This is a genomic window from Neorhizobium sp. JUb45 (genome assembly GCF_004343585.1).
Classification (GTDB): Bacteria; Pseudomonadota; Alphaproteobacteria; order Rhizobiales; family Rhizobiaceae; genus Neorhizobium.
Window position 1 is genome coordinate 158,827 of record NZ_SLYW01000005.1, and the last position, 17,246, is coordinate 176,072.

15 protein-coding genes are annotated in these 17,246 nt (G+C 60.4%); all 15 read right to left on the reverse strand.

Features of this window, described 5'->3' with window-relative positions; genetic code table 11:
* Positions 1 to 19: 19 nt before the first annotated feature.
* The 15 genes from EDF70_RS20060 to EDF70_RS20135 all read right to left on the reverse strand — a co-directional run bounded on the left by EDF70_RS20060 (position 20) and on the right by EDF70_RS20135 (position 17,217).
* Positions 20 to 1,678: an OFA family MFS transporter gene (locus EDF70_RS20060; protein ID WP_132277191.1), complete on the reverse strand. Its 1,659-nt coding sequence runs from the start codon at positions 1,676 to 1,678 to the stop codon at positions 20 to 22.
* A gap of 76 nt (positions 1,679 to 1,754) precedes the next feature.
* The gene (locus tag EDF70_RS20065; RefSeq protein ID WP_132277193.1) at positions 1,755 to 2,045 is read right to left on the reverse strand and encodes a formate dehydrogenase subunit delta; all 291 of its coding nucleotides are present in this window, start codon (positions 2,043 to 2,045) and stop codon (positions 1,755 to 1,757) included.
* On the reverse strand, positions 2,035 to 2,886 hold the full coding sequence (gene fdhD / locus EDF70_RS20070; protein WP_132277195.1) for a formate dehydrogenase accessory sulfurtransferase FdhD: 852 nt from the start codon (positions 2,884 to 2,886) through the stop codon (positions 2,035 to 2,037). The genes EDF70_RS20065 and fdhD overlap by 11 nt, the downstream gene beginning before the upstream one ends.
* A gap of 145 nt (positions 2,887 to 3,031) precedes the next feature.
* Complete coding sequence (gene fdhF, locus EDF70_RS20075; RefSeq protein WP_132277197.1) at positions 3,032 to 5,911, reverse strand: formate dehydrogenase subunit alpha; 2,880 nt, start codon at positions 5,909 to 5,911, stop codon at positions 3,032 to 3,034.
* A gap of 258 nt (positions 5,912 to 6,169) precedes the next feature.
* Positions 6,170 to 7,738: an NADH-quinone oxidoreductase subunit NuoF gene (locus EDF70_RS20085; protein ID WP_132277199.1), complete on the reverse strand. Its 1,569-nt coding sequence runs from the start codon at positions 7,736 to 7,738 to the stop codon at positions 6,170 to 6,172.
* A complete protein-coding gene (locus EDF70_RS20090; RefSeq protein WP_132277201.1) occupies positions 7,735 to 8,214 on the reverse strand; it encodes a formate dehydrogenase subunit gamma in 480 nt (159 codons plus the stop codon). Before EDF70_RS20090 ends, EDF70_RS20085 begins: the two co-directional genes overlap by 4 nt.
* A 153-nt stretch (positions 8,215 to 8,367) precedes the next feature.
* Complete coding sequence (locus EDF70_RS20095; RefSeq protein ID WP_132277203.1) at positions 8,368 to 9,261, reverse strand: LysR family transcriptional regulator; 894 nt, start codon at positions 9,259 to 9,261, stop codon at positions 8,368 to 8,370.
* A 69-nt stretch (positions 9,262 to 9,330) separates the two neighbouring features.
* Positions 9,331 to 10,263, reverse strand: coding sequence for an L-lactate dehydrogenase (locus tag EDF70_RS20100; protein WP_132277205.1), 933 nt, complete (start codon positions 10,261 to 10,263; stop codon positions 9,331 to 9,333).
* A 61-nt stretch (positions 10,264 to 10,324) separates the two neighbouring features.
* Positions 10,325 to 11,467 carry an iron-containing alcohol dehydrogenase gene (locus tag EDF70_RS20105; protein WP_245519254.1) on the reverse strand — a complete coding sequence of 381 codons (1,143 nt, stop codon included), beginning with the start codon at positions 11,465 to 11,467 and terminating at the stop codon, positions 10,325 to 10,327.
* 131 nt (positions 11,468 to 11,598) lie between these two features.
* A complete protein-coding gene (locus tag EDF70_RS20110; protein ID WP_132277209.1) occupies positions 11,599 to 12,003 on the reverse strand; it encodes a F0F1 ATP synthase subunit epsilon in 405 nt (134 codons plus the stop codon).
* 77 nt (positions 12,004 to 12,080) lie between these two features.
* Entirely contained in the window at positions 12,081 to 13,541 is a 1,461-nt protein-coding gene (atpD, locus tag EDF70_RS20115; protein ID WP_132277211.1) for a F0F1 ATP synthase subunit beta, read from the reverse strand.
* 23 nt (positions 13,542 to 13,564) lie between these two features.
* The gene (locus EDF70_RS20120; protein ID WP_132277213.1) at positions 13,565 to 14,446 is read right to left on the reverse strand and encodes a F0F1 ATP synthase subunit gamma; all 882 of its coding nucleotides are present in this window, start codon (positions 14,444 to 14,446) and stop codon (positions 13,565 to 13,567) included.
* Between the two features lie 30 nt (positions 14,447 to 14,476).
* The gene (gene atpA, locus EDF70_RS20125; protein ID WP_132277215.1) at positions 14,477 to 16,006 is read right to left on the reverse strand and encodes a F0F1 ATP synthase subunit alpha; all 1,530 of its coding nucleotides are present in this window, start codon (positions 16,004 to 16,006) and stop codon (positions 14,477 to 14,479) included.
* Complete coding sequence (locus EDF70_RS20130) at positions 16,006 to 16,572, reverse strand: F0F1 ATP synthase subunit delta (RefSeq protein ID WP_132277604.1); 567 nt, start codon at positions 16,570 to 16,572, stop codon at positions 16,006 to 16,008. The genes atpA and EDF70_RS20130 overlap by 1 nt, the downstream gene beginning before the upstream one ends.
* Before the next feature lie 261 nt (positions 16,573 to 16,833).
* Positions 16,834 to 17,217, reverse strand: coding sequence for a DUF4345 domain-containing protein (locus EDF70_RS20135; protein ID WP_132277217.1), 384 nt, complete (start codon positions 17,215 to 17,217; stop codon positions 16,834 to 16,836).
* Positions 17,218 to 17,246 lie beyond the last annotated feature (29 nt).

The following is a 17,246-nucleotide window of genomic DNA, read 5'->3' on the forward strand; positions in this document are numbered from 1 at the left end:
TGCGTATCAGGAGCACGGTTTAGCCGAACAGCGCAAGGCTGCTCTTCAACGTGACCCAGACACCCCACAGAAGCGGAATGCCGACCACGGCCCAGGCGAAAGCCGCCTTGGCATCCAGACCACCCTTGCCGATACCGAAGGAACCGGTCGGGCCAGCGTTGGCAGCAGCAGTCTTTGCCTGCAGCGAAGCCACTTCCTCGTCCGACATGAACCACTTGTCGGCCAGCGGGCGAACGAGCGAGTTGGCAATCAGACCGAGGACCAGCATGCCGGCGAGAATGTACATCGTGCCGGAATAAAGAGCCGGGCCCGGTGCAACACCTGCGCTGATCTGCGCTTCGCGGATGTAGTTGACGACGACGGGGCCGAGAATACCGGCAGTCGCCCAGGCAGTCAGCAGACGGCCATGGATAGCGCCGACGAACTGGGTGCCGAAGATATCCGCAAGGTAAGCCGGGATGGTCGCGAAACCGCCGCCATACATCGACAGGATGATGCCGAAGGCCAGCACGAACATCGCCTTGTTGCCCATTTCGGCAAGCGTCGGGGCAAGCGTGTAGAGGATGATGCCGAGGATGAAGAACGTGTAGTAGGTGTTCTTGCGACCCAGCTTGTCCGACAGCGATGCCCAGACGAAACGGCCACCGATGTTGAACAGCGAGATCAGACCGGTGAAGCCGGCGGCAATCGCGGCGATCTGCGTCTTCTGAGCCATGTCGAGCTGCGAGAAGGTCAGATCAGGCAGGCCGATCAGCGAACCGGCGAAGATTTCCTGCAACATCGGCGAAGCCATGCCGATGACGCCGATACCAGCCGAAACGTTGAGGCAGAGAACAGCCCAGATCAGCCAGAACTGCGGTGTCTTGTGCGCATCGCGCAGATGGACGTGCTTGCTGGTGATCATGGTCGACTTGGAAGCCGGAGCCGTCCAGCCTTCCGGACGCCAGCCGGCCGGCGGAATACGGTAACCGAAGGCACCTGCCATCATGAAGACGAAGTAGATCAGCGCCATGGCGACAAAGGTCTGCCATACGCCGACGGATACGTCGGTCTTGAAGTGGTTCATCAGCAGGTTGGCGAGCGGAGCACCGATCATGGCGCCACCACCAAAGCCCATGATGGCCATGCCGGTTGCCATGCCGCGGCGGTCCGGGAACCACTTGATGAGCGTGGAAACGGGCGAAATGTAACCGAGGCCGAGGCCTACACCGCCGATGACGCCGGCACCAACCCACATCAGCCACAGCTGATGGGTCATGACGCCGATAGCGGCAACGAGAATACCACCGCACCAGCACAGAGCCGATACGAAACCGGCCTTGCGCGGGCCGACCTTTTCAAGCCAGCCGCCCCAGATGGCAGCGGAGCAGCCGAGCAGGACGAAGAACAGGGTGTAGATCCAGCCAAGATCCGAAACGCGCCAGTTGCACTCGGTGGTGAACAGCGCGGTGACAAGATTCATGGTGGCGCAAGCCGCATCCGGCGTGCCGGGAATGGCGCGAGACAGCGGCAGCCAGAAAACGCTGAAGCCGTAAGCCATGCCGATGCAAAGATGAATTGCCAATGCTGCCGGCGGTACGAGCCAGCGGTTAAAACCAGGTTTTGCTATAATGCGTTCGCGGTCGAGAAGACCGGCATTGCCTGCGGAACCTTCGCCCGCAGATGTTGCAACTGCCATTCGCACTTCCTCCCTCTGGGAAAATGATGTTTCAATATCGAACGCGACCGGCTCTCTCCCACCCGGCCGCATGATTTTATGCGGTGTCCCCCGGGGCACGGGATTGAACGGGCGCCTTTTCGTCGCACCCTGTGCGACGGATCAGCGCAGACGCGTCCTTGACGATTGGCAATAAACCGTCTCCGCCCTTATCGATATGGGCAAAAAGCTGCCGCCGCATCCTTGACTCCCAAAACTTGTTGATATGTGTCGCAATTCCCTCAGTTTGGGTATTTTTTGGCTGGGAAAGGAAGAACGTTCCGATCTGATTGGCCATGCGAATCAGTTTCTCAGGTGTCTGGGTGCCTGCATCTGCGTCATGAGACATCGGGTTCCGCCTCGAATCGAATACGGTTGGGGTGAGTGAACACTTCGAAATCCTCGCCGCGCGACAGGGCGACGAGCGTCATTCCGGCGGCATCCGCAGTGCGGATGGCAAGGGCCGTTGGCGCCGAAATGGCGATCAGTATCGGTGCGCCAAGGATGGCGGTTTTCTGCACCATCTCCACCGAGATACGGCTGGTGACGACGACCACGCCTTCACGTCCATGACGACCGGATCGCAGAACGGCACCGGAGAGCTTGTCGAGTGCGTTGTGGCGGCCGACATCTTCGCGCACCGCGATCAGACCTTCGCCGGGGATGAAAAAACCGGCGCCATGTACTGCGCGCGTCTGCGCATGCAGCGGCTGCGCGCTGTTCAGCGCCGAACTGGCAGTGGCAATATCGGCAGCCGACAGCACCATCTCGATAGCAGAAACATCCGGCACCGGCCGCATGGCCTGCTCGATGGATTCGATACCACAGAGACCGCAGCCAACGGGCCCCGCCATATGGCGGCGGCGGGCGCGCAACGCGTCCTCCTTGTCCTCCGCCAGCACTATCTGAACATCCAGACCATCACCTTCCTGCAAGACCTCGATCGTCTCGATCTCGGCCAGCGAGGCGATGATACCTTCGGTCAGGCTGAAGCCGGCGGCAAAGTCTTCGAGATCCGCCGGCGTGCCCATCATCACCGCGTGACTTGACCCACCATAGGAAAACGCAATCGGCACCTCCTCCGGCACAGACCGAACCGCCTTGCGCACCACGCCATCGCGCCGGATCGTCTGCGGCGCGGCAGCGGTCGTGGCAATCTGGAAATTCGGGCTGTGTTCGGCGGTCGACATGAGGGGCATCCTTTGCACGGGAAGCGGCGACCTCACGGCCAATGCTTCCCCATTCTTGATGCCGGTCAAAATAGTCATCGGCGCCGCCCGCGCAACGGGCGACACATCATTCGTTTCTCGCCGTGGCCAAGCATCTGGAATGCGCTCATTCGGCCGCTTCCAGTTTGGCCGCGATACGGCGTGAGCGACGGGACAATTCGTCGTAATCCTCCTGCCATTCGGTCGGGCCGTTGGAGGGCGACACCTGTACCGCCGTCACCTTGTATTCCGGGCAATTGGTTGCCCAATCGGAGAAATCGGTGGTGATGACATTGGCCTGCGTGTCCGGGTGGTGGAAGGTCGTATAGACCACGCCCGGCGACACCCGATCGGTGATCAGCGCCCGCAGCGTCGTATCGCCCGAACGGCTGGCAAGCTTGATCCAGTCACCTTCCTTGATGCCGCGCTGTTCGGCATCGTGCGGGTGGATTTCCAGACGATCTTCCGCATGCCAGGCAACGTTTTCGGTACGCCGCGTCTGCGCCCCGACATTGTACTGCGAAAGAATGCGGCCGGTGGTAAGCAGAAGCGGAAAACGCGGCCCGGTGCGCTCGTCGGTCGCCACATATTCCGTGCGGATGAATTTGCCCTTGCCGCGCACGAACCCATCGACATGCATGATCGGCGAACCGACCGGGAATTTTTCATTGCACGGCCACTGCACCGAACCCATTTTTTCCAGATAGTCGTAGGAGACCAATGCAAAGCTCGGTGTTGTCGCGGCAATCTCGTCCATGATCTGCGACGGATGCGTATAGGCCCAGTTCAGCCCCATGGCCTGCGCCAGTTTCTGCGTCACTTCCCAGTCGGCATAACCATTCTTCGGGCTCATCACCTTGCGCACGCGGTTGATGCGCCGCTCGGCATTGGTGAACGTGCCGTCCTTTTCGAGGAAGGTCGAGCCGGGCAGGAAAACGTGGGCGTAATTGGCCGTCTCGTTCAGGAAGAGATCGTGCACGACGACGCATTCCATCGCGGCAAGCCCCGCCGAGACGTGCTTGGTATCCGGGTCGGACTGCAGAATGTCCTCGCCCTGAATGTAGATGCCCTTGAACGAGCCTTCCACGGCGGCATCCAGCATGTTGGGAATGCGCAGGCCCGGTTCGTTGTTGAGCGTCACACCCCAGAGTTTTTCGAAAATGTCTCGCGTGGCATCGTCGGAGATATGGCGGTAGCCCGGCAGTTCATGCGGGAAGGATCCCATGTCGCAGGAGCCCTGCACATTGTTCTGCCCACGCAGCGGGTTCACGCCAACGCCAGGGCGGCCGATATTGCCGGTGGCCATGGCAAGGTTTGCGATCGCCATCACCGTGGTCGAGCCCTGGCTGTGTTCGGTAACGCCGAGACCATAATAGATGGCGCCATTGCCGCCGGTGGCAAACAGCCGGGCCGCACCGCGCACCAGTTCGGCCGGAACAGCGGTAAAACGTTCCGTCGCTTCCGGGCTATGCGCCTCTTCCGAAACGAAAGCCGCCCAATCCGCGAATTCCGACCAGTCACAACGCTCGCGAATGAAAGCTTCGGCAAACAGACCTTCGGTGACGATGACATGCGCCAATGCGGTCATGACAGCGACATTGGTGCCGGGTTTCAGCGGCAGATGGTAAGCCGCCTCGACATGCGGTGTCTTGACCAGATCGATGCGTCGCGGATCGATGACGATCAGCTTTGCACCCTGCCGCAGCCGCTTCTTCAGACGAGACCCGAAGACCGGATGGCCATCGGTCGGGTTGGCACCGATAACGATCACCACATCCGTCTGCTCGACACTGTCGAAATTCTGCGTGCCGGCAGACGTGCCAAAGGCCTGGCCGAGACCATAACCGGTCGGCGAATGGCAGACGCGGGCGCATGTATCGACATTGTTATTGCCGAACCCGGCGCGGATCAGTTTCTGGACGAGAAAGGTTTCCTCGTTGGTACAACGCGACGAGGTAATGCCGCCGATGGACTCGCGGCCATACTGATACTGGATGCGCCGGAATTCCGAAGCGATATGCGAAAACGCCTCCTCCCATGTCACCTCGCGCCACGGATCGGCGATATTTTCGCGGATCATCGGGTTGAGAATGCGGTCCTTGTGGCTGGCATACCCATAGGCAAAGCGGCCTTTCACGCAGGAATGCCCACGATTGGCCTGCCCATCCTTCCACGGCACCATGCGCACCAGTTCCTCGCCGCGCATTTCGGCCTTGAAGGAACAGCCGACGCCGCAATAGGCGCAGGTGGTGACGGCGGAATGTTCCGGCTGGCCGATTGCGATCACCGACTTTTCCGTCAGTGTCGCGGTGGGACAGGCCTGCACGCAGGCACCACAGGAGACACATTCGGAGTCTAGAAAATGCTCATGCGCGCCGGGTGAGACCCGGCTCTCAAAACCGCGCCCTTCGATCGTCAGTGCAAACGTGCCCTGCACTTCCTCGCAGGCACGCACGCAGCGCGAACAGACGATGCATTTCGACGGGTCATAGGTGAAGTAAGGATTGGACTCGTCCTTCGGCATCCATTTGGCGTTGATGGCGCCGTCATTGCGGGTGCGCACATGGTTATCGCCCTCATACCCGTAACGCACATCGCGAAGGCCGACAGCGCCCGCCATGTCCTGCAATTCGCAGTCGCCATTGGCGGCGCAGGTCAGACAGTCGAGCGGATGATCGGAGATATAAAGCTCCATCACGCCGCGGCGAATATCCTTCAACCGGCCGGTCTGGGTATGGACGACCATGTTGGCCGCAACCGGCGTGGTGCAGGAGGACGGCGTGCCATTGCGGCCCTCGACCTCCACCAGACAGAGCCGACAGGACCCGAACGCATCCACCATATCGGTGGCGCAGAGTTTTGGGATCTGGATGCCTGCCTCCATCGAAGCGCGCATGATCGACGTGCCTTCCGGCACGGTGATGGCGCGGCCATCGATGGTGAGCGTAATCTGTTTTTCGGAGCGGGAGGCCGGTGTGCCGTAGTCGATTTCATGAATGAGCGACATGCTGTGCCTCCTGTACAGAATGGTAATTGCCTTGATTGCTGCGGCGCTGCCTGCCCCCCTCTGCCCTGCCGGGCATCTCCCCCACAGGTGGGGAGATCACAAGAGGCGCGACCGGCGTTTCAAGAGAAACGTCAGTGAGAATGGAACGGGAAATGAGAAGCGGGGAACGGGAGGCGAACCGATCTCCCCCCTTGTGGGGGAGATGCCCGGCAGGGCAGAGGGGGGCGCCTTGCTCCGGCATTGCGTTCGAAAACACGATCATTCCGCAGCCTCCACCATCGGTGCCGGCGAAAAATCCTCCGGGAAATGCGTCATCGCGCTCATCACCGGATAGGGCGTAAAACCGCCGAGCGCACAGAGCGAACCGAACTTCATCGTGTTGCAGAGGTCGGCAAGCAGCGCCTTGTTTTTCTCCGGCTCGATGCCTTGAGCGATCCTGTCGACCGTTTCGACACCACGCGTGGAACCGATCCGGCAGGGCGTACACTTGCCACAGCTTTCGATGGCGCAGAATTCCATCGCGAACCGCGCCTGTTTCAACAGGTCGGCGGTATCATCGAACACGGTAATGCCGGCATGACCGATCAACCCGTCTTTTGCGGCAAAGGCCTCATAATCGAACGGCGTATCGAACAGCGCGCGTGGAAAATAGGCGCCGAGCGGACCACCGACCTGTACCGCCTTGACCGGACGCCCGGTTGCCGTACCGCCGCCGATATGATCGACGATCTCTCCAAGCGACAGACCGAAAGCCGTCTCGAACAGGCCGCCATACTTCACATTGCCGGCAATCTGGATCGGGATCGTGCCGCGCGAACGGCCCATGCCAAAATCCTTGTAGAAGGCGGCGCCCCTGTCCATGATCACCGGGATAGTCGCCAGCGAGATGACATTGTTGACGACAGTCGGCCGCCCGAGAAAACCCTGCAGCGCCGGCAATGGCGGCTTGGCGCGCACCACACCGCGTTTGCCTTCCAGCGAGTTCAGCAGCGAGGTTTCCTCGCCGCACACATAAGCCCCCGCCCCCGATCGGATTTCCAGATCGAACGCATGGGCAGAGCCGAGTACGGACGGTCCTATAATACCCGCCGCGCGAGAAATCTCGATTGCCCTGGTCATGGTGGCGATCGCATGCGGATATTCGGAACGGGTGTAGATGTAACCCTTGGTCGCGCCCGTCGCGATGCCGGCGATCGCCATGCCCTCGATCAGCACGAAGGGATCACCCTCCATGATCATACGGTCGGCAAAGGTGGCGCTGTCACCTTCATCGGCATTGCAGACGATGTCTTTCTGGGAAGCCTGCGCCTCCATCACCGTCTTCCACTTGATGCCGGTCGGGAAACCGGCGCCACCGCGACCGCGCAAGCCGCTCTCGGTCACCTGGGTGACGATATCGGCCGACGTCATGGTGACGGCCTTTTCCAGCCCCTTCAGCCCCTGATAATGGCGATAATCATCCAGAGAAAGCGGATCGGTGATGCCACAGCGCGAGAAGGTCAGGCGGGTCTGCTGACGAAGGAACGGAATTTCCTTCGTCAGCCCCAGACAGAGGGGATGACAGAGAGGATGATCATCGCCAGATAAAAAACCGGCATCGAAGAGTGATTTCACATCCGAGGCTTTCACCGGCCCGTAAGCCACACGGCCACGCTCGGTGCGCACCTCGACCAGCGGCTCCAGCCAGAACATGCCGCGAGAACCATTGCGCACGATCCTGGCATCAAGGCCACGAGCGGCGATCTCGGCAGCGATGGCCGTTGTCACCTTCTCGGCTCCGAGCGCCAAAGATGCCGCATCACGCGGAACGAAAATCGTCACCGTCATCGGCCAATCTCCCCAACGATGTCGGAAAGACAGTGCTCGTCGACGCGGCCATAAACCTCGCCATCCAGCATGGCGGCAGGCGCGCAGGCGCACAGGCCCAGACAGTAGACCGGCTCCAGCGTCACTGCGCCATCCGGCGTTGTCTGGTGAAAATCGATGCCGAGCAATTGCCGCACGCGATCGGCAACACGATCACCGCCCATCGACTGACAGGCTTCCGCCCGACAGAGTTTCAGCACATGCCGGCCGGCCGGATGATCGCGGAACTCGTGATAGAAGGTGACGACGCCATGCACTTCGGCGCGTGAAAGATTGAGTTCGCCGGCAATGACCGGCTTAACATCATCCGGCACATAACCGAACTCCGCCTGGATCGCATGCAGGATCGGCAGCAACGGGCCTTCGAGATGTTTGAGCTCGCGGACGATATCGCGCGAACGCTCGGCCATATCAGCCGTAGCGAGATGCATGTTCATTCGTCAGCCTCCCAACCGACTTCTGTTCATGCAAGCGAGGCATCAACGGCGCAGCGCGCCAAAACACCCTCCTCCGCTTACATTTGCAAAGTTTCGCAGCAGGTTAGGGGAAGGGTCAATAGGATGATTACGTTACGCGATAGAACATTTCTATCAATCCGGATCGATAACACCCAGATGTCGCGCCTCATGCAGCAGCGCCGAGACCAGCGGCGTAAACGGTTCGCGATGGGTGGCGACAAGCCCGACAATGTGGCTGGCCTTCGGTTCGACGATGGGAATGGTGCGGATCTGCGCCGAAAAACCGAATGAACGCGCGACGTTACGTGGCATGATGCTGGCCCAGCGCCCTGTGCCGACATGCGCGAGCAGCACGACCATCGAGTTCGATTCCAGCATGGTGCGAACATCGACGCCCGCGCTTGCCAGATGCTGGTTGATGATCCGGCGGTTCTGGTTATCCGGCGTCAGAAGGCAAAGCCTTAGACCCGCCATGTCTTTCCAGGTCACTTCTTCGCGATCTGACAGCGGCGTGCCCTCTGCCGTGACCAGCGTGTAATGTTCGGCATACAGCGGAACAGTGGTAACGCGACCGAGCGGCTCGTTGTCGAGATAGGTCAGACCGGCATCGATCTCGAAATTTTCCAGCTGGCTCAGCACCTGCAAGGAGGTGCGCGACACGACGGAAAACGTCACTTCGGGGTGCTTGGCCTGAAACGGTTCTGTCAGTTTTGGGATCATGGCAAGCGCCGTCGGGATCGCGGCCAGCCGGATATGCCCGGCCAGCCCCTTGCGCGCAGCCCGCATTTCCTCCCGCATCGTGCGCGTATCACCGACGATGCGGCGTGCCCATTCCAGCACGCGCTGACCTTCGGGTGTCAGCCCCTGAAAGCGCGATCCGCGCACCACCAGACCGACACCAAGCGTTTCTTCCAACTGCCGGATCGCTGCCGACAGCGTCGGCTGGGAAATGCCGCATTCCTCGGCGGCACGTCCAAAATGCTGCTCGCGCGCCAGCGCAATGAAAAATTCCAGCTTGTCGATCATGGCAACTCCCTCGAAACAAGCGCTAGCCGGTTACGCTCGTCAATTCAACAGATTGCAACGGCCGGATGATCAGAGTTGCAGCGCATCCGTGATGCTTTTCAGAAGTTCGGCACTGCGTTTCAGCGCCACTTGCTCGCTCGGGGAGAGATCGGGAAGCATATCGAAGGCCACGCCATTGGCGCCGATCACCCGCGGCAGAGATAGCGCCACCTGCTCGACCCCGGCCACATGATCCGTCACCAGCGACACCGTCAGAACCGCACCTTCGTCGCGGGCAATGGCCCGCACGATACGGGCAATGCCGGCGCCGATACCGTAATAGGTCGCCCCCTTGCCCTCGATGATCTTGTAGGCGGCGTTTCTGACATTGTCGTCGATCTCGGCGCGGACCTTGTCTGTCAACGGTGCGCCGATCTGCTGGGCAAACGACGCCAGATCGACGGAGCTGGCACGCGCACTGTGCCAGGCCAGAACCTCGCTATCCCCATGTTCGCCGATCACGTCGGCATGGATCGATTGCGGCGAGATGTTCAGGTGGCGTGCAATCAGGCTGCGAAACCGGGCCGTGTCGAGGATCGTGCCCGAGCCGATGACCCGCTGCGAAGGCAGACCGGACAGGCGCTGGGTGATGAAGGTGATGGCATCCACCGGGTTCGACGCCACCAGCAGGATGGGATTGCTGACGACGGACAGAACCTGCCCGACGATCTGCCGGAAAACCTCCGTGTTGCGGCCCAGAAGCTCAAGCCGTGTCTCGCCCGGTTTCTGGCTGGCACCGGCCGCAAGGATGACGATACCGGCACCATCGAGATCCGAATATCCCCCGGCCCGGACGCGCGTGGCCGACATGAACGGTACGGCATGGGCGATATCCTCGGCCTGCGCCACCGCCAGCGCCTCGTTGCGGTCGATGATCACGACCTCGCTGACATAACCGGTAATGGCGAGCGCAAAGCCCACCGAACTCCCCACCATGCCCGCGCCGATAATACCGATCTTCATGAAAAACACTCTGTGAAAGCTGGCCGTGACTATAGGGCGAAAAGCGCAGGGGTATTTGATATCAAGCCGTTTTGGGCAAGGACATAATCACCTCGGCGAAGCGGACAAGGTCACCATCCACGACATCCCGTGCAGTCGCCCGCCGCATCGGCCGGTTTTCCATCGCCCCCATCTCGTTGGCGAGCTCGTCAGGTGAAACAGCATCAAACGCCACCGGCAGCGCGCGCCGGATGTCGCAGCGATCCATCAGATCAGAAGTAAAGCCCGGCAGCTCCTGCGCAGACGCAAGGCCGATGGCTTTCGCCGCGGCATCCAACTCCGCAGTGGGCGCCGCAACAAGCCAGGGCAAGGTCGCCTCGAAACCCAGTGCCGTGGCGAGGCCATGACGAATGGGAGCAAGGCCCGCCAGCGCATGGCTTATATTGTGGGCGATGGCCGTGCCGCAATTATCGACGGCGATACCGGCGTAACACGAGCCCAGCAGAACCTTTCCGCGTGCATCGAGATTGCCCGGTGCCTTAACGGCCGTTTCCAATGCGCCGGCAACCAGCCGCATCGCCTCATATGCATAGAGCTGTACGCCGGCATGGGTGTTACGGTTGGTGGCGGCTTCGAATGCGTGGATGAAAGCATCCATCCCGCACCAGGCAGTCAGGTGCGGTGGCAGCGATACCGTCAGGGCAGGATCGAGGATGACCAGATCGGCCTTGGTTTCAGGCCCCCAAATCCAGAGTTTTTTGCCCTCGTCACCGGCAAAAATGCTGGTCGCAGACATTTCCGCGCCGGTCCCGGCCGTGGTCGGAACCAGTATCTTCCTGAGTGGATTTTTCGGCAGAGGGTTGGCCGCCAACGCATAAAACATCGGGTCCTGGCCAGAGGCAGCGCAGCAGGCGGTGATCTTGGCGATATCCATCGCAGAGCCTCCGCCGACGCCGATAACCTGCTGCGCACCTTTTGCCGCCCGTGTTGCGGCCTGGAGATGGGGAAGTTTCGGCTCGCCGGCAAAGTCGGCAAACAACGCCGCAGTAATGCCATGCGCTCTCAGGTCGTCAATCAGCCGGTTGGCCAGCCCGGAGGCAGCCAGAAAGCTGTCCATGACCACCAGCGCCCGATCGATATCGCCAAGCACTGCTGCCGCTGCGGCCGTTTCAGAAAAACTGCCCGCACCAAAACGCATGTCTGGAATGAAGGAATTTGAGAACATCAATGCTGCCCGCCCCCCTGGAAGTGACGGTATCAACATGCCTGATCAACTGGGATCTGCAAACCTGCAAATCCCGGAAATGAAAAGGGCGACCCGAAGGCCGCCCCGATCATTTGATATGAGCTCCAGCCTCAGCCGGAAACCGTGTTGTTCAAGTGCGTCAGATCCACCAGGAACTGCTCGAGCTTGGTCTTGTGCTCGTCGCTATCGGCATTATCCAGTTCTTTCTGGGCATGCTCGATGCGGGACTGCAGCTTTTCACGCGTGAGAGCCTGCAGCGGCAGAGCCGCTTCGGCCAGCAGCGTGCAGCCCGTCGGCAGGATGTCGGCAAATCCACCGATAACGGCGTATTTTTCCGTCTGGCCGGAAGCGAGCTTCACGGTCACGATGCCAGGCTTGATGGTTGTCATCGTCGGTGCGTGATTGGCCAGCACCGTCATCTCGCCAAGGGTCGCCGGGATAACGACTTCGCTTACCTGTTCGGAAACGAGAAGGCGCTCGGGCGATACGAGTTCAAAATTGAAGGTGTCGGCCATGACGGTCCACTTTCAGATGATGTTGCAGGCAAGAGCCGACGGCGCGTTTGTCACGCGCCGTCGAAGCATCAATGAGATCAGGCAGCAGCCTGCAGCTTCTTGGCCTTTTCGACCGCTTCTTCGATCGAGCCGACCATGTAGAAGGCTGCTTCCGGAAGGTGGTCGTATTCGCCGGCGACGAGGCCCTTGAAGCCCTTGATCGTGTCTTCGAGAGCAACCAGCTTGCCCGGCGAACCGGTGAACACTTCGGCGACGAAGAACGGCTGCGACAGGAAGCGCTCGATCTTGCGGGCGCGGGCAACCGTCAGCTTGTCTTCTTCCGACAGTTCATCCATGCCGAGGATGGCGATGATGTCCTGAAGCGACTTGTAGCGCTGCAGGGTCGTCTGAACCTTACGAGCGATTTCGTAATGTTCTTCACCAACGATCAGCGGGTCGAGCATGCGCGACGTCGAGTCGAGCGGGTCAACAGCCGGGTAGATACCCTTTTCAGCGATCGAACGCGACAGAACCGTCGTTGCGTCCAGATGGGCGAACGAGGTTGCCGGTGCCGGGTCGGTCAAGTCGTCGGCGGGGACGTAAATGGCCTGAACCGAGGTGATCGAGCCGGTCGTCGTGGTCGTGATGCGTTCCTGCATCTGGCCCATGTCGGTGGCAAGCGTCGGCTGATAACCAACGGCCGAAGGAATACGGCCGAGCAGAGCCGACACTTCCGAACCAGCCTGCGTGAAGCGGAAGATGTTGTCGACGAAGAACAGAACGTCCTGGCCCTTGTCGCGGAAGTCTTCAGCGATGGTCAGACCGGTCAGAGCGACTCGAGCGCGCGCGCCCGGCGGTTCGTTCATCTGGCCGTAAACGAGAGCAGCCTTGGAGCCTTCGCCGCCGCCGTGCTTGTTCACGCCCGATTCGATCATTTCGTGGTAAAGGTCGTTACCTTCGCGGGTACGTTCACCCACGCCGGCGAATACCGAGTAACCACCGTGCGCCTTGGCGACGTTGTTAATCAGTTCCATGATGAGAACCGTCTTGCCAACGCCGGCGCCGCCGAACAGGCCGATCTTGCCGCCCTTTGCGTAAGGCGCGAGAAGGTCGACGACCTTGATGCCGGTGACGAGGATCTGGCCTTCGGTCGACTGCTCGACGTAGGACGGTGCTTCCTGGTGAATGGCGCGCTTGCCCGAAGTGACCAGCGGGCCGGCTTCGTCAACCGGTTCGCCGATGACGTTCATGATACGGCCGAGCGTCTCGGGACCGACCGGAACGGTGATCGGTTCGCCGGTGTCGCTGACGGGCTGGCCGCGGACCAGACCTTCGGTCGAGTCCATAGCGATCGTGCGGACGGAGTTCTCACCGAGATGCTGCGCAACTTCGAGAACGAGGCGGTTGCCGTTGTTCTCGGTTTCAAGTGCGTTCAGGATCGCCGGCAGTGCGCCTTCGAACGATACGTCGACGACGGCGCCGATAACCTGGGTGACCTTGCCGGTTGCTGCGGCAGTAACGCTCTTGGCGCGGGTCTTCAGGGTAGCTGCTCTAGCCATGTTTCTTACCCTTTCTAAGGCCTTCAGAGCGCTTCCGCGCCCGAGATAATTTCAATCAGTTCCTTGGTGATCTGCGCCTGACGCTGACGGTTGTAGGACAAGGTCAGCTTGTTGATCATATCACCAGCATTGCGGGTCGCGTTGTCCATAGCGGACATCTGCGCACCGTAGAAGGAAGCGTTGTTTTCCAGAAGCGCCCGGAAGATCTGCACGGCAACGCTGCGTGGCAGCAGGTCTTCGAGGATTTCCTGTTCGCTCGGCTCGTATTCGTAGAGTGCTGCAGAGGCACTATCAGCCTCGGAAACACTTTCGAACTTTGCCGGGATGATCTGCTGGGCTGTTGCCACCTGCGAGATAACCGACTGGAAACGAGCGTAGAACAACGTCGCGATATCGAACTCGCCAGCATTGAACATCGTCAGCACGCGGCCCGCCACGTCATCCGCCTGAACGAAGCTAAGCTGCTTCACTTCGCGGAAGGTGACGTAATCGACGATGTTTTCGCGGAAGGAACGACGAAGAATGTCGTTGCCCTTGCGGCCGACCGTCAGGATCTTGACCGTCTTGCCTTCCGACAGAAGCTTCAGCGCGTGGTCGCGGGCAAGGCGGATGATGGAGGAGTTGAAGCCCCCAGCCAGACCGCGCTCGCCGGTGGCGACCACAAGAAGATGAACCTGGTCCTTGCCGGTACCCGACAGAAGCAGAGGTGCTTCCGCGTTGCCGGCATTGGCAGCCGCAAGGCTGGCAAGAACCTTGTCCATGCGTTCCGCGTAGGGACGTGCGGCTTCGGCGGCCTCCTGGGCGCGACGCAGTTTTGCCGCGGCGACCATTTTCATCGCCTTGGTAATTTTCTGCGTCGCCTTGACGGAGGCGATCCGGTTTTTCAGATCCTTAAGTGAAGGCATCCGTTATCGGTCCTCGGGCTAGTTCCGGTTTCAGGCGAAAGACTTGGCGTAGGCGTCGAGCGCAGCCTTGAGCTTTGCCTTGGTGTCGTCGGAAACCTGCTTCTCGGTGCGGATCGCATCGAGAACCGGCTTGCCTTCGCCACGCATGTAGGACAGCAGGCCCTGCTCGAACTTGCCGACGTCGGAAACCGCCACCTTGTCGAGGTAGCCGTTAACACCTGCGAAGATCACGGCAACCTGCTCTTCCGTCTTCAGCGGCGAGAACTGCGGCTGCTTCAGGAGTTCCGTCAGACGTGCACCACGGTTCAGCAGGCGCTGGGTCGAGGCATCGAGGTCGGAACCGAACTGAGCGAAGGCGGCCATTTCACGATACTGGGCAAGCTCGCCCTTGATCGAACCGGCAACCTGCTTCATGGCCTTGATCTGAGCGGCAGAACCAACGCGCGAAACCGACAGACCGACGTTAACGGCCGGACGAATGCCCTGGTAGAACAGGTCGGTTTCAAGGAAGATCTGGCCGTCGGTGATCGAGATCACGTTGGTCGGAATGAAGGCCGAAACGTCGTTACCCTGCGTTTCGATGACCGGCAGAGCCGTCAGCGAACCGGCACCGGCATCGTCGCCCATCTTGGCGGCGCGCTCGAGCAGACGCGAATGGAGATAGAAAACGTCGCCCGGATAAGCTTCACGGCCCGGCGGGCGGCGCAGCAGAAGCGACATCTGACGATAGGCAACAGCCTGCTTGGAAAGGTCGTCGTAACCGATCAGGGCGTGCATGCCGTTGTCACGGAAGTATTCGCCCATGGCGCAACCGGCGAACGGTGCGAGGTACTGCATCGGAGCCGGGTCGGAAGCCGTGGCAGCAACGATGATCGAATACTGCAGGGCGCCGCGCTCTTCCAGAACCTTGACGAACTGGGCAACGGTCGAACGCTTCTGGCCGATAGCAACGTAGACGCAGAACAGCTTTTCGCCGTCCGGGCCGTTGTCGTGGATGGCCTTCTGGTTCAGGATCGTGTCGAGAATGATGGCGGTCTTGCCGGTCTGACGGTCACCGATGACGAGCTCGCGCTGGCCACGGCCAACCGGGATCAGAGCGTCGACAGCCTTGAGGCCGGTCGACATGGGCTCATGAACCGACTTGCGCGGAATGATGCCTGGAGCCTTGACGTCGACGCGCGAACGGCGGGTCGCGTTGATCGGGCCCTTGCCGTCGATCGGGTTGCCAAGCGCGTCAACAACGCGGCCGAGCAGTTCCGGACCAACTGGAACGTCAACGATGGCGCCCGTACGCTTGACGGTGTCGCCTTCCTTGATGGCGCGGTCGGAGCCAAAGATAACCACGCCGACATTGTCGGCTTCGAGGTTAAGGGCCATGCCGCGAACGCCGCCGGGGAACTCGACCATTTCACCAGCCTGGACGTTGTCCAGACCGTAAACGCGAGCAATACCGTCACCGACGGAAAGCACCTGGCCGACTTCGGAAACTTCGGCTTCCTTGCCGAAATTCTTGATTTGATCTTTAAGAATTGCGGAAATTTCCGCGGCGCGGATGTCCATCAGCCAACCTCTTTCAGTGCAAGCTTAAGGGTGGAAAGTTTGGTGCGAAGGGAGGTGTCGATCTGGCGCGAACCAACCTTGACGATCAAACCGCCGAGAAGCGACGGGTCGACAGTCACATTGATGGTGACATCCTTGCCAGTGACGCCCTTCAGCGCCGTCTTAAGTTCTTTGTCCTGCGCTACGGTGAGCGCATGCGCCGAGGTGACCTCGGCAACAATTTCGCCGCGGTGAGCCGCAGCAATTTCGCGGAACGCGCGGATCATGCCCGGCAATGCGAACAGGCGGCGATTACCGGCAACGACCTTGAGGAAATTGGAAACAACCGGACCGAGAGCGGCCTTTTCGGCGATCGCCGTTACAGCTGCCTTCTGCTCTTCCGAAGAGAAGACCGGGCTCACCACGAGGCGGCGCAGATCTGCACTTTCATCAAGCATCGCCTGAAAACGGTCAAGATCGCCAGCAATCTGTTCGATTGCATTGGCCTCGACAGCCAGCTCGAAGAGCGAGGATGCGTAACGTTCGGCAACGCCGGAAATACGCTGGGATGTGTCTGCCACGGGCACGAATTCCCTGATTATCATCCAAGCGGAAGGCCTGTTTTGAGCAGTCCAACAAACGCTTGAAATCGTTTCGTTTTCTCGAAACGAACAGGGAACCTCCCCCCGCCGTTCTTTTTAATTCGCGGTTCGTCTAGCATAGGACGTTTGGACTCGCAACACGCGCGGCGCCGCAAAACACCCTCTCCACGGTGGGTTTGCGTGTTTTTAGGCTGTTTCCACGAAACAAGGCGGCGCGACCGGTGGTCACAGGCTAAAACGTGGCCGTCAGAAATACCCGAGGGAATAGCCAAGCGGCCCGGCAGCAAGCAGAAGCTGCAGGGTCAGAAGCGCGATATTGCGCACCACAAGACCGCGATCGAGGAAGAGTGACAGCAGGCGTCCCAAGGCCGCAAAACCGAGCGTGACGCCGACGGCCAGATAGTAGAAATCCTGCGCGAACAGCAGCGCGCAAATCGGCAGCCCGAGATAAAGACCGCCGGTCGAGCGGGTGGCGCCATAGCCTTCGGGTGTGATCTGTCCGACCTGAAAACCGCCGAGACGCAGCGCCGTGCCGGGCAGCACAAGCAGGAAAAGACCGATCAGGGCCGTGGCGGCGGATGCCACGAAGGCGATCTGTTCGGGTAGTTCGGTCGGAAAATAGAATTCCATAGGGCTTCCGCTCCATGCATGCATAGTGT

Excerpts from the sequence above, each read along its gene's own strand:
- EDF70_RS20100 (WP_132277205.1), bottom strand. The coding sequence starts at position 10,263 with ATGAAGATCGGTATTATCGGCGCGGGCATGGTGGGGAGTTCGGTGGGC.
- atpA (WP_132277215.1), bottom strand. The coding sequence starts at position 16,006 with ATGGACATCCGCGCCGCGGAAATTTCCGCAATTCTTAAAGATCAAATC.
- atpD (WP_132277211.1), bottom strand. The coding sequence starts at position 13,541 with ATGGCTAGAGCAGCTACCCTGAAGACCCGCGCCAAGAGCGTTACTGCC.
- EDF70_RS20105 (WP_245519254.1), bottom strand. The coding sequence starts at position 11,467 with ATGTTCTCAAATTCCTTCATTCCAGACATGCGTTTTGGTGCGGGCAGT.
- EDF70_RS20135 (WP_132277217.1), bottom strand. The coding sequence starts at position 17,217 with ATGGAATTCTATTTTCCGACCGAACTACCCGAACAGATCGCCTTCGTG.
- EDF70_RS20120 (WP_132277213.1), bottom strand. The coding sequence starts at position 14,446 with ATGCCTTCACTTAAGGATCTGAAAAACCGGATCGCCTCCGTCAAGGCG.
- EDF70_RS20110 (WP_132277209.1), bottom strand. The coding sequence starts at position 12,003 with ATGGCCGACACCTTCAATTTTGAACTCGTATCGCCCGAGCGCCTTCTC.
- fdhD (WP_132277195.1), bottom strand. The coding sequence starts at position 2,886 with ATGTCGACCGCCGAACACAGCCCGAATTTCCAGATTGCCACGACCGCT.
- EDF70_RS20090 (WP_132277201.1), bottom strand. The coding sequence starts at position 8,214 with ATGAACATGCATCTCGCTACGGCTGATATGGCCGAGCGTTCGCGCGAT.
- EDF70_RS20085 (WP_132277199.1), bottom strand. The coding sequence starts at position 7,738 with ATGACGGTGACGATTTTCGTTCCGCGTGATGCGGCATCTTTGGCGCTC.
- fdhF (WP_132277197.1), bottom strand. The coding sequence starts at position 5,911 with ATGTCGCTCATTCATGAAATCGACTACGGCACACCGGCCTCCCGCTCC.
- EDF70_RS20095 (WP_132277203.1), bottom strand. The coding sequence starts at position 9,261 with ATGATCGACAAGCTGGAATTTTTCATTGCGCTGGCGCGCGAGCAGCAT.
- EDF70_RS20060 (WP_132277191.1), bottom strand. The coding sequence starts at position 1,678 with ATGGCAGTTGCAACATCTGCGGGCGAAGGTTCCGCAGGCAATGCCGGT.
- EDF70_RS20065 (WP_132277193.1), bottom strand. The coding sequence starts at position 2,045 with ATGTCTCATGACGCAGATGCAGGCACCCAGACACCTGAGAAACTGATT.